The organism is Sphingomonas sp. NCPPB 2930 (assembly GCF_042867205.1).
Classification (GTDB): Bacteria; Pseudomonadota; Alphaproteobacteria; order Sphingomonadales; family Sphingomonadaceae; genus Sphingomonas.
This window is the reverse complement of sequence record NZ_JBHZQU010000002.1, coordinates 414,241-426,463: the sequence shown is the minus strand read 5'-3', so window position 1 is coordinate 426,463 and position 12,223 is coordinate 414,241. Positions and strand designations below refer to the sequence as shown.

The 12,223-nt window shown below is 62.0% G+C and carries 10 protein-coding genes; 6 read left to right on the top strand and 4 right to left on the bottom strand.

What is annotated here, in order from left to right:
• Positions 1–237 precede the first annotated feature (237 nt).
• From ACFX59_RS05205 to ACFX59_RS05190, 4 genes are read right to left on the bottom strand one after another with little or no spacing between them, the layout of a single operon-like run.
• The gene (locus ACFX59_RS05205; RefSeq protein WP_309694170.1) at positions 238–561 is read right to left on the bottom strand and encodes a PilZ domain-containing protein; all 324 of its coding nucleotides are present in this window, start codon (positions 559–561) and stop codon (positions 238–240) included.
• Positions 562–566: 5 nt separating this feature from the next.
• Positions 567–2,213 carry a hypothetical protein gene (locus tag ACFX59_RS05200; protein WP_309694168.1) on the bottom strand — a complete coding sequence of 549 codons (1,647 nt, stop codon included), beginning with the start codon at positions 2,211–2,213 and terminating at the stop codon, positions 567–569.
• Between the two features lie 5 nt (positions 2,214–2,218).
• Positions 2,219–2,983 (bottom strand): hypothetical protein, encoded by a 765-nt coding sequence (locus ACFX59_RS05195; protein ID WP_387430251.1) that lies wholly within the window; start codon positions 2,981–2,983, stop codon positions 2,219–2,221.
• Positions 2,984–3,032: 49 nt separating this feature from the next.
• A complete protein-coding gene (locus tag ACFX59_RS05190; protein WP_387430249.1) occupies positions 3,033–5,180 on the bottom strand; it encodes an ATP-binding cassette domain-containing protein in 2,148 nt (715 codons plus the stop codon).
• A gap of 170 nt (positions 5,181–5,350) precedes the next feature.
• Between ACFX59_RS05190 and ACFX59_RS05185 the strand changes: the two genes are divergently transcribed.
• The 6 genes from ACFX59_RS05185 (at position 5,351) to ACFX59_RS05160 (ending at position 12,221) form a co-directional block, all read left to right on the top strand.
• A complete protein-coding gene (locus ACFX59_RS05185; protein ID WP_387430247.1) occupies positions 5,351–6,724 on the top strand; it encodes an HlyD family type I secretion periplasmic adaptor subunit in 1,374 nt (457 codons plus the stop codon).
• Between the two features lie 40 nt (positions 6,725–6,764).
• On the top strand, positions 6,765–8,219 hold the full coding sequence (locus ACFX59_RS05180) for a TolC family protein (protein WP_387430245.1): 1,455 nt from the start codon (positions 6,765–6,767) through the stop codon (positions 8,217–8,219).
• A gap of 277 nt (positions 8,220–8,496) precedes the next feature.
• Complete coding sequence (locus ACFX59_RS05175) at positions 8,497–8,922, top strand: DUF983 domain-containing protein (RefSeq protein WP_387430243.1); 426 nt, start codon at positions 8,497–8,499, stop codon at positions 8,920–8,922.
• Positions 8,900–9,238: a hypothetical protein gene (locus ACFX59_RS05170; protein WP_387430241.1), complete on the top strand. Its 339-nt coding sequence runs from the start codon at positions 8,900–8,902 to the stop codon at positions 9,236–9,238. The genes ACFX59_RS05175 and ACFX59_RS05170 overlap by 23 nt, the downstream gene beginning before the upstream one ends.
• Before the next feature lie 68 nt (positions 9,239–9,306).
• On the top strand, positions 9,307–10,707 hold the full coding sequence (locus tag ACFX59_RS05165) for a PLP-dependent aminotransferase family protein (RefSeq protein WP_387430239.1): 1,401 nt from the start codon (positions 9,307–9,309) through the stop codon (positions 10,705–10,707).
• A gap of 122 nt (positions 10,708–10,829) precedes the next feature.
• Entirely contained in the window at positions 10,830–12,221 is a 1,392-nt protein-coding gene (locus ACFX59_RS05160) for a cytochrome ubiquinol oxidase subunit I (protein WP_387430237.1), read from the top strand.
• Positions 12,222–12,223: the final 2 nt, after the last annotated feature.

The following is a 12,223-nucleotide window of genomic DNA, read 5'->3' as shown; positions in this document are numbered from 1 at the left end:
GATATCGCCCAGCATCGCCGCTTCACCGTTACCCGGCATCGCCGTTTGCGACGCCGTGTTGGTCTTATCCGGTTTGCCTGCGCCCTGCTGCGCTGCCTTGTTCGCCTGAACCATTTTTGACCTGCCAGACCGATTGAGGTTAAATATCAAATAAAACGGGTGAGCTCGTCATCATTCCGACAATGCCGCCCGTGTAATGCAATAGGCTTTTGGAGAAGACGCCGCCTTCGACTCGGATCAGGATATGATCGCGTCGAGTGACAACATCTCCCTGAAATGAACGCCATAGCCGCGCGGGGTGGTGTTTACGATCACACCTTCCACGACACTTTCTCCTACCGACAATCGCACAAAGCCTCCCGCGCGATTGAGGAGATAGACTTGCGGCGGACGAAACAAGGCCCCTTTGCTGGCAATATCCAGTATCTTTCCTTTCAGAACGATACCGCTCTCGATCAGTGTCAGACTGGCATCCAGCCGACATTCGAGCCGACGCTGAGATCGTGCGGCGGCATAATCCCGGTGGAAGACTTTCCAGACGACCGCCTTGGCGCGAGACATGCCCATCAATTTTTCCCCAGATTTTCGTTGATACGCGTCTCGGTGATGTCGTCACGCAGACGCTCCGCACGTGCGGTCAGAACATTCATATGCGCACGGGCATGCTCAAGCTCGCCCCGCACGGTCGCCGCCATTCCGCTGGCTTCGATCATCCCGGCCAGTGCGGAAAGACGTTCGCTTTCCTGCGCCAGCGCATCGAGAAGCGTGGCCGCCTTGACGCGGTCGGCCGAGACGGCATTCCGAAACCGGGCGACCTCCCGCTGCAATTCCTCTTGGAGACGATATTGCCGTTCCATCGTCTCCCGGATCTCGATGGCGAACCGGCGATAGTCACGCTTCGTCCGGATTTCGTCCCGGCGTCTGCCAAAAGCCGCCAGAAGACGATGATGCAGCATTCGCGCATCGAAGCGCGTGGATGCATCGTCCTTCATGACCGGCCATTGCAGGGTTACGGGTTCCCGATCGAGCAAAGCTTCCCCGCATGCGAGAATCTGGTCGAGCGTTCGGACGATACGATCCTCGCGTTCATTCTCGGCATGACGCTGCTGCCAGGCCATTTCGCGCAGCGACGTCATCACGTCATGCAAGTGGGCGCGGTCGAACCGAACCTCAGCGAAGAGCAATTCCATATCGGCCGCCAACCGAACCTGGTGCCGCCCCAGATCGGCCACGACATCGGCGATCGGCTGAAGCAGCGGTGTGGGGTCGGTAACGCGTGCCACCATGTTCGACAGGTCGGCCATGGCGTCGTGCAGACGGGACAATGTCACCTGTATCCCGAGGTCATTCCGCTGCCCCTGCTCCACCGCCTGGTGCAAGGTCGACAATTGACGCGCTGCCACGTCCATCGCGCGCACCAATGAAGGAGCCCCGGCCCCGACTACGCCTCGCGACTCCACTTCCGTGGCACCTTCGAGGGTCGTGACGCTCGACAGCCAATGCTCATAATCGTCCCTCAGCGACTTGGCCGCCTTGGTCATGCAACGCTCGAGCGCACCAAGCACCATCGATGTGGACAGGCCGAAGAGCGAAGAACTGAAACCCACCGACATACCGCGCAGCGGGGCCTTCATGCCTTCGATCATCTTGCCGAAGCTGTCGCCGCCCGCCGTGCCGGAGACATCCATACCCCCAATCAGGTCACCCACCGACCCGACCGTATGCATCAGGCCCATGAACGCGCCGATCAGGCCCATGAAGACCATCAGGCCCGAGAAGTAGAGAATGACCGACTTCTGTTCGTTGATGCGCTGGTCGACGCTGTGGACGAGCGATTCCGCCACCTTGGACGGCAGATTGACGACCCCGTCCTTGGCGAGCTGTTCCGCGATCAGGCGATAGCCCTGTCCCAGCAGGTGCGGCTCATGGAAGATGCTCGCGGGCGTTTCGTAGACGCTGTCGTCCGCCTCCAGGATCGCGCTGCTCTGTTGCAGCGCGCGCAGGGCCTGCACTTCGTTGCTCAGCGCCAGGACGTTGCGGAAGGCGATGATCGCTGCGACGGAAAACAACGCAAATATCGACAGGTTCAGCGCCATCTTGGCCTTGATGCCCGCGATGACGAAGTCGTGCGCATAGACGCCGACGCCGATCATGATCGTCATGACCGCCGACATCTTGATGAGTTCGTCGCGTATCTGGCGTTTCATGGCCATGCCCCTCAATTCTTGACGACGATGCGGACGGAGTTCGCGTCATCGGACTTGGGGTCCACCACGCGGGTTTCCGTGACGATATCATCGGGCTTGATACCGGCCTGGATCAGCAGGTTGCGGGTCGCCGCAGCCCGATAATATGCGATCCGCATCGGCTCGGAGATCGCCCCGGTACTGCTGACCAACGACCAGATCCCATATTTCCGGCCTGGCTGTGCCGCGCCTTTCAGGAAAGACTGCACCTTCGCCGCGTCCTCATCGGTGTATCGAACAGCGTTCGGATCGAAGTCGACCCGCAGGAGCGTCGAGGCGGTGGTGATGCGCATGCCCTTTGTCTCGCTGGGCCGCTCCGTCGACTTGGCAGCGATCCGCATCGTATCGGGCGTATCCCGGGTCAGGATGGACAACTGATCCTTTCCGTTCGTCGCGGTCTCAGACATCAGCGGAGAGCCGAGCTGCGCGATGGAACTGCCCGAAGCCGCATCGGACGGGGATTGGACAGGCCGCATGCCCTCGACACCCCGGCTGGCCGCCTTGTTCGCAGGGTTGCTCGCCGTCGGTGCCGTTTCCCCTGCCACCGCCCGCTGCCCGCTGCTCTGCTGCATCTCATTGATCTTCTGCTGCATGACCTGAACCGTCCGCTTGGACAGTTCCATGACCGCCGCACTCATGATGACCAGCAGAAAGGTCACGACCATGATCACCGCGGTCAGTACGTCCACGAATGCCGGCCAGTGATTGACTTCGCCGTCTTCAGATGCCCCTGCCACGTTACCCCTTTCCCTGATTGTCCGGTTGCTTGCCCGTGAATGGCGCCCTTCACGCGGCGCGTGCCGTCTGACGCTGGCGCAGGTGCGCCAGAAGCTGGTCCCTGGGTTGATCGGCCAGGATGCGTCCGTTCTCCATCCAAAGTACCCGGTCCACGAGGTCGAGCACGGCGAACCGATGGGTGGCGATGACCAATGTCCGGTCGGTGCTGAATTCCCGCAGTCCGCGGATCACGGCCTGTTCCCCATCGATGTCCATCGATGCGGTGGGTTCGTCCAACAACAGGATGCGGGGGTCGCGCATGAAGGCACGCGCCAGCACCACCGCCTGGCGCTGACCACCGGAAAGCCGGCAGCCCCCGCCGCCAACCGTGCGGCTCAGGCCCTCCTTCGACTGGGTGACGAACTGATGGACGCCCGAAGTCTTCAGGGCCCGCTCCAGCAATGCCGGATCGGGAGCCGCACGCCCCAGCACGATATTCTCATAGATCGTATCGTCGAAAAGCGTTGCATCCTGCGTTGCGAAAGCGATGTTCTCCCGCAGTAGAGAGGCCGCATATTGCTCTACGGCATGACCATCGATCAGGAACGCGCCTGAAGTGGGCGCGACCAGGCCCCCTAGCAGTTTGAGCAGCGTGGATTTGCCGGAGCCGGCCAGCCCGATGATCCCGATCTTCTCGCCAGGCCTAATCTCCAGGTTTATGTCATGCAGAACCGACGCACTTGTATCGGGATAGGCATAGCCTGCATTCTCGAAGGCCAATTGCCCGACAAAGGGACGGGCTTTGACTGCCATGTCCGACGTTTCGACCTCTGGCTCGAGCGCCAGGAGATTGGCGAGCGCCCCGAATTGCGTCAGACTCTGATAGCCCTTGCCGATGATTCCGATCGCCGACGAGACAAGGCCCATGGCGCGACCCGCCAACATGTTGCAGGCGATCAGCGCACCAGCAGTCATCACCCCGGCGCGGATTTGATAGATGCTGATGACGACGATCCCGATCGTCACCGCCTGGACGATAAAGGCCGAGGCGACCGCCGGAATCTCCTGCCAATGACGGGTGGCCTTGCCATTCATGCCGACATGGTCGGAGAGGATATCCCATCGGCGCAGAAAGCGCCCTTCGGCCTGATTGCTCTTGATCGTATGGAGGCTGCCGACGACGTCGGCGACCAGGTTGCTGCGCGCCTGCACCAACTTGCTGGACCGATGGCTGCCGAACTTCAGTCCATAGGCCGAGGCCAGTCCGATCAGGGACATCGCAAGCGCGCCGAATAGCGGCACCACCGCCACCCAGCCGCCGATCATGGCAATCAGGGCAAGGAAGGCGAAGAAAAAGGGAATTTCCACGCAGAAAGTGGCCGCCGCATGCGGTGCAAGCATCGCCATCGATTCGATATCGCGAAGCGCCGTCATCAGGCTTCCGACGGTCCAGTTCGACTTGTCGATCCGCGCGTGCAACACCGAGGCCATGGCGCGATGCTGTATGCCCTGACCGACGCGCAGACCGATCGCGTCGATGAAAACCGACCGCGTCTGCTTGAACAGGCATTCGAAGACCAGGATGAGCAGAGCGCCGAAAGAGAGCGCCCACAGGGTATCGACGGCCAGGTTCGGCACCACCCGATCGTAAATGGCCCGCATATACAATGGGATGGAGAAAGCGCACATGTTGAGCAGCAACGCGGCCAGCAACAATTGCGCAAAATTTCGCCGTTCCGAAAGGAAACATGAGAACAGCCAAGTGCGGGGATTGGCACGTATGCGTTCACGCTGGTCGCAGGCCAAACTACCGTTGACGGAATCGACATGGCCCACGATCAGCATCTGATCGGTGGTCGCTGCGGCAACCTCATCGATCGGGACAAGTCGTTCGCCCGTACCGTCGATTATCGTCAATTCTCCGGCGCTGGATTTCGACCTGGCGACCAGATAGCCCCCATCGATCAGGCAAAGCACCGCAGGCAGATGCGCCTCGGTCAGCTTCCGCACGTTGCGCCGTTCCCATCTGGCGTCCAGATCCACGCGCGCGCATGCGAACGGTGCGAACCGGGCATCGAGATCACCACCGCTCATCGGCAGTGACGCGCTCAGATCGACAGAGCCGACAGTAATACCCGAATTTTCGGCAATTTTTACAATTGCATCAACCAGCCCAAGCCGAACAACGCCGTTAAGTTTCGTGCCCTGGAAGCTCACGCGACTCCGCATCACAGTCGCGATAACCATTTGAAAGTATGACTTTCGCTTCCTCATAACAAGCACGATTCCCTCATTGCATCTCCACATCTACATTCTTTTTATATATTAAGCGTAAATCACAGGCAAACAGGATACCGCAAGGGCATATTCGAACAATGCTAAGACGCATGACTCGATTTCTGACTATTTTATCATGCTCTAGCAGCAGGATATTCCGCGCCGATGGCGGTTTAACGCAGGAAAACCTAAATTTTACAAGGATAGACGGACTTCAACCTTGGAGTGCAAGGATTGAAACCTCCAAGTCTTTCAACATCTTGAAAGTGCTGGCCGTTGCTCTTGCGAGCCTCCTGCTATGGGCGGCGCTGTTCCAAATCGACAAGGTCACGCGTGGCACCGGTCGCGTCCTGCCCTCGATCCAAAACCAGGTGGTCCAGCATTTGGAAGGCGGGATCGTGAAGCAAATCCTGGTTCGCGAAGGACAACGCGTCCACAAGGGCGATATCCTTCTGCGCCTATCCAACCAGCAATCGAACGCCGAACTCGACAACGCACAGACCGACGTTGCGGCGAAACATATCAGCATCCTTCGCCTTGAAGCCGAAGCATCCGGCGCAGATCATTTTACTGCGCCGCCCGAACTGGCACGATTGGCTCCTGATATCGCTCGGTCGGAAGAGGCATTCTTTGCGTCCCAGCGCGCCGATATTCAGCAGCAAATCAGCGTATACGACCATCAAATCCAGGGTTTCCGTGCCGACATCGCAAGTTCCACGGCGCGACTGGCCAGCCTTCGCAAAGAAGAGGGCACGGTCGAAACGCAACTGGAGCGGCTGCGGCGTGCCCTGGCATCCGAAGCGGTGTCGGAAAATGCCGTGCTCGAGAAACAGGGCGAACTGCAGCAGGTCCGCACCCGTATCTCCGATACGATCACGTCAATTCCCAAATCCCAGGCCGGGCTTGCGGAGGCGACGGCGAAGCGCGGCGAAGCCTGGACGAAATATCTGTCCGACACCCGCGAAAAAGCCGCGACCCTGAGACTGGAAATGACCAAGGCCGGGCACGCGCTCAACGCCTTTCAGGATCGCAATTTTCGCGAGGAGGTTCGCGCCCCGACCGACGGCTATGTCAACAAGCTGCTTGTCCAGACCCTGGGCGGCATCGCCAAGCCGGGCGAGCCTCTTGTCGAGATCGTGCCCGTCGACGACGCCGTGATGATCGAAGCGCGCGTTTCGCCGCGCGACCGCGGCAACATCTGGATTGGCCTACCGGCGGTCGTGAAGATCAGCGCGTATGATTCCACCATCTTCGGCGGGCTCGATGCCAGGGTCGAGGATATTTCCGCCGATGCCCTGCAAGATCCCAAGGGCGAGCTTTATTATCGGGTACGACTGCGCGCCGATACACGCCGGTTCGACAAAACAAAGCCCGTGCTGCCTGGCATGACCGCAGAAGTAGACATCCGGTCCGGTCACCAGACGGTGCTCAGCTATATTTTGGGGCCTCTGATCCGCGTGCGGGATGGGGCTTTCCGCGAATAACGATGATCCACCAATCTTTCTTTCCGGGGGGAATGCGACAATGACGAATAAATCCAAGCCGTCGTGGTATGCCGGGAACGGGCTTGTTCTTGGGGTTGCAATTGCGATAGCCGCACAGGCCGGTGGCGCGGAGCCACGCTCTCCGAATAAGCAAGGCGGGAGGCGCAGCGCCGCCGCCGCCGCCCCCACGACCACCGTTCAGCCTGATGCTCAGCCGAGTGCCGTGGCGAAGGAGTCGCTCCGTGACGCCATCGTCGCGTCGCTCAAGCAGAACCCGGATATCCAGATCGCCCTCGCGCAGCAGGACGACGCAAAATATGGCGTGAACGAAGCACGCGCGGCATATCTTCCCCGGGTCGACATGACGTTGGCCAGCGGTCCCGAATATGTCCAACCGAATGCGGCTAGCGACTCGCTGCTCCAGCGACGCGAGGGCGTGCTGAATATTCATCAGAACCTATGGGACTTCGGTGTCACGATCAATGACATCAAGCGTGCCAACGCCGCTTATGCCAGTGCGCGATGGGGCACGCGCAAGAAGATCGAACAGATATCGTTCGAAATATCATCCGCCTATCTCGGCGTTCTGGAAAAGCAGAAGCTTGTCGACCTGATCGGCGAAGAGATCGAGACGCAAGCGAAAATGTCCAAGATGATCGCGGTGCAGAAGGATCTGGGCCTTACGACCAGCGCGGATGTCAGCCGCGCACAGGTCCGACAGGACAATCTTCAACAGTTGCTGCTCGACGCGCAGAGTCAGCTTCAACAACAGCGCGAAGCCTATCGCCGTTTGACAGGGCGCCTTCCCGACCGGGCGACCGATCTGCCACCCGTCGACTCCGCCCTGCCGCCCAACCCCGATTCCGCCGTCGATGTGATCGAACAGCGAAACCCCGATCTGGCGCAGGCGAGCCAGGATCGCCGCTCGATCGAGCGTCAGCTTGCCAGTCAAAAAGGCAATTTCTTCCCGCGCATCGGCCTCGATCTCCAAGGCAACCATCGCTACGAGGTCCTCGGTCGCACGGGACGCGCCGACGATGCTCGCGCCGTCGTCACGATCAGCTACAATCTGCTTAACGGTGGCGCGGACATGGCGCTGAAACGCAGGATCGAAGCAAGGCTGCGCGAGGCGGATTACCAGTTGCTGAAAGTTCGGCGTGACGTCGAACAGGATCTGAGAGTCGATTTCCAGTCGCTCAAGGCAGCCAATGAGAAAATGACGACGATCGAGTCACAGATCGATGCTGCTCAAAAGGTGGTAACGCTCTACCGCGAACAGTTTCGATCCGGTCAGCGGTCCGTGTTCGATCTGCTCGATAGCCAGCAGGCTCTATTTCAAGCGAAGCAGAACCAGCTTTCGAACTATACGCAGAAACAGGTCAGCGGCCTCCGGGTATTGCAGAAGATGGCAGAATTGTTCCGCTTTGTGGGAGGAGGCGAACCGCCGCCGCTGAGCACCCCCGCACCCATTATCGTCGGCGTGCCGGCGCGTTAGGGCCAGGGTTTATGATTTGCACCCACTTGGCGATGGCGTCCCGATAATTTCGAGGGGTGATCGCCAAGTGGATGCAGGTCCCGTTCGCCCCCTTGGATCCAGACTCCTTGATCCCATCCAGAAGATGACAGTGGCAGCGAGGCCGATCCGCCGGTCGGCGACCTGACGCGAGCGGCTTGCGACCGGCGTGGGGGAAATCCGTCCAGCCATACATAAGATTCGACAAACCAGACATAATGCATTATGCATGGATAAACGACCATGCGATGGTGCTCCTATGCCTGCAAATATCCTTTCCGACGGCTTTCGCCGGATCCTGAAGAGTGGCTGGAAGGGGCTCTGCCCCCGATGCGGCCAGGGCCGGATGTTCGCGTCCTGGTTGAAGCTCGCGCCCCAATGCGAATGCTGCGGCCTGAACTATCGCTTTGCCGCCCCCGATGACGGGCCGGCCTTCTTCTCGCTGTGCATCGTCGCGTTCCCGCTGACCTTCGTGGTGGTGTGGATACAGGTCGCCTATAGCCCGCCCTGGTGGGTCCATCTGCTGACCTCCATGCCGCTGATGCTGCTCGGCTGCCTCCTGCCGCTGCGTCCGATCAAGGGGTGGCTGGTCGCATCGCAATATGTGAACCGGTCGGTGGAGGCGGGCACCGAAACGCTTTGGAACCGGATGGATGGACGGGATGACAACCGCTTTGGCGACTGACCGGGTGACCGGCGAATTGCGGGAGGAGGCCCGTCGCGCGGCGGCACAGCTGCTGGAAAGCCTCGGTCGGCACGAGGATGCGCGGATCATCCGGGCGGGCGGCGGAGACGATTTCCCGGAAGTCCGCGTCGCGCTTCTTGCGCTCTGCGGCATGGCCGCAAAGGTCCAGCGGCTGGAACGCGCCCTGCGATGCTATGCCGACGAAACCCTGTGGGAAGCACACCCGCATAGCGAACCGCTGGCCGTGCATGACGGTGGCGCCATGGCTCGCGCCGCGCTGGCGGGCCGTGAGGCGTTCGAGCTGCACCGCGACTGACCGCACAAAATGTCCAGCCCATGAATTATGCATGGACATTGCATGGATAGAAGAATAAAGAAATCCCCATGCAAAGCTGGACACCCGATATCGATTCGTCATCCGGACCCAAATATCTGGCGATTGCGGACGCGCTGGCCCGCGATATCGAGGCCGGAATGCTGGGACCGGGGGACCGCCTGCCGCCGCAACGCGCGCTGGCGGAGACGCTGGGGGTCGACCTGACGACGGTGACGCGGGCCTATGGCGAGGCGCAGCGGCTCGGACTGATCGAGGGGGACGGCCGCCGGGGCAGCTTCGTGCGCGAACAGCCCGTCCGATCGGCCGCACCCGACATGGCGCGGCCTCCTTTGGTCGAGCGGATCGATCCGGGCATGAATGCGCCGCCCGAGCTCCCCGGTGGAGAGCTGGTCGATGCCTTTCGCCAGACGACCGCCGCCCTGCTCGGCGGGCCGGACGGCGGCGCGCTGTTCCAGTATCAGCCGACCGGCGGCCTGCCGTCGCTGCGCGAAGCCGGGGCGGCGTTGCTGCGGCGGCGCGGCATCGCCACGCAGGAGGACATGGTGCTGCTCGCCGCCGGTGGCCAACAGGCGCTGCACGCGTTTTTCGGGGCCGAGCTGGTGGCGGGCGATCGCGTGGCGGTGGCGCCGTTCGCCTATCCGGGCCTCCTGGCGCTGGCGCGGCGCTACGGCGTGCTGCTCCAGCCGGTTGCGGTGGATGCCCAGGGGATGCTCCCGGACGCGCTGGACGCCGCCTGCCGCGCGGGGACGATACGCGCCGTCTATATCGTGCCGACCAATGACAATCCGACGACCGCGACGATGGGCCTGGATCGTCGCCGCGCCGTCGCCGAGGTGGCGGAGCGGCACGGACTGATGGTGATCGAGGACGACGCCTATGGACTGTTGCCGGAACGGCCGCTCGCGCCAATCGCATCCTTTGCCCCCGACCGGACATGGCATATCGCCAGCGTGTCGAAAATCCTGTCGCCGGGCCTGCGCGTCGCCTGGCTGCATGTGCCGGACATCGCCAAGGCCTGGCGACTGGCGGCGGACATGCACGAAACCGCGATCATGGCCCCGCCCCTCAATGCCGCAGCGGTCGCGGACTGGGCGGGCGGCGACACCTTCGCGCGCCTGGTGGCGGCGGTGCGAAGGGAGGCGCAGGCCCGCCAGGCGATGGTGCGCAAATGCCTGCCCAAGGGAAGCTATCATATGCAGGACGAAGGCTATCATCTGTGGGTTCCCCTGCCCGCCGATGCCGACGCCGGATTGATCGCGCAGACGGTCCGTCCGCATGGCCTGTCGGCCATTCCCGGCGAGGCCTTTGCGGTCGATCGTTCGGCGGTGTCCTCGGCGCTGCGGGTGTCGATCGGCGGGATGCTGTCCCACGACCGGCTGGAGCGGGGCCTGCGATTGCTCGGTGCGATGATCGCGCCGGACGCCACGCGAAAGATATCGCTGATCTGAGTTGATTTGATCCGATCCGGTCCGCCGGACCGAACGCACCGACGCATTTTCTTTGCCGCGTGGCGAAAGCCATGCCGTGTTGTCACGCGCCCCGACGGCGCGCCCGAGACAAGGAGTTCGCCATGGGTGACCAAGCCCTGTTACTGGCCCGTGCGCAATTCGCGTTCACGGTTTCCTTCCACTTCATATTCCCGGCCTTTTCGATCGGGCTGGCCAGTTTCCTGATGGTGCTGGAGGGGCTTTGGCTGCGGACCGGGCGCGGCGTCTATGCCAATCTCTATCGCTATTGGCTGAAGATCTTCGCCGTGGCCTTCGGCATGGGCGTGGTGTCGGGGATCGTCATGTCCTACCAGTTCGGCACCAACTGGTCGGTCTTCTCCGAAAAGGCGGGGCCCATCGTCGGCCCGCTCATGGCCTATGAGGTGCTGACCGCCTTCTTTCTGGAGGCGGGGTTCCTGGGCGTCATGCTGTTCGGCATCACCAAGGTCGGGCCGCGGCTTCACTTCTTCGCGACCTGCATGGTGGCGCTCGGCACCTTCATTTCCGCCACCTGGATCATCAGCACCAACAGCTGGATGCACACCCCGACCGGGTTCGCGATCAACGCGCAGGGGCAGTTCGTCCCCGCCGGATCGTGGCTTCCGATCATCTTCAACCCCAGCTTCCCCTATCGCCTGCTGCACGTCGTCATCGCCGCCTATCTCACCACCTCGCTCGTCGTCGGCGCGGTGGGCGGCTGGCACCTGCTGAAGGACCGGACCAATCCGGGCGCGCGCAAGATGTTCTCGATGGCGATGTGGATGGTCGCGATCGCCGCCCCCGCCCAGATCCTGGCGGGCGACGCGCACGGGCTGAACACGCTGGAGCATCAGCCGGCCAAGATCATGGCGATGGAGGGTCATTATGACAGCCATCCCGACGGCGCGCCGCTGATCCTGTTCGGCATTCCGAACCCGGCCACGAAGCATATCGACTATGCGATAGAGGTGCCCAAGGCGTCCTCGCTCGTCCTGAAGCACGATTGGAACGCGCCGCTCGCCGGTCTGGACACCGTTGCCGACGACCGCGAGCCGCCCGTGGCGATCCTGTTCTGGTCGTTTCGCGTGATGGTCGGGCTGGGCATGGTCATGCTGTTGCTGGGGCTGGCCAGCCTGGCGGCCCGGTTCCGTCGCAAGCTCTATGACTGGACGCCGCTGCACCGTCTGGCGATCGCCATGGGGCCGTCCGGCTTCGTCGCGGTGATCGCGGGCTGGATCACGACCGAGGTCGGCCGCCAGCCCTTCACCGTCTATGGCTATCTGCTGACCGCACAATCGCATTCGCCGCTCAGGGCATCGGCGGTCGCCACGTCGCTGCTGACCTTCGTGGTCGTCTATTTCGTCGTCTTCGGGGCGGGCACCTATTACCTGCTCCGCCTGATGGCCAAGCCGCCGGAGGCGCACGAGACCGAGCCCGCCTCCACCCCGCAACGCGCGGCGGGCATCACCCCCGCCCCCGCGCTCGACAAGGAGTGACC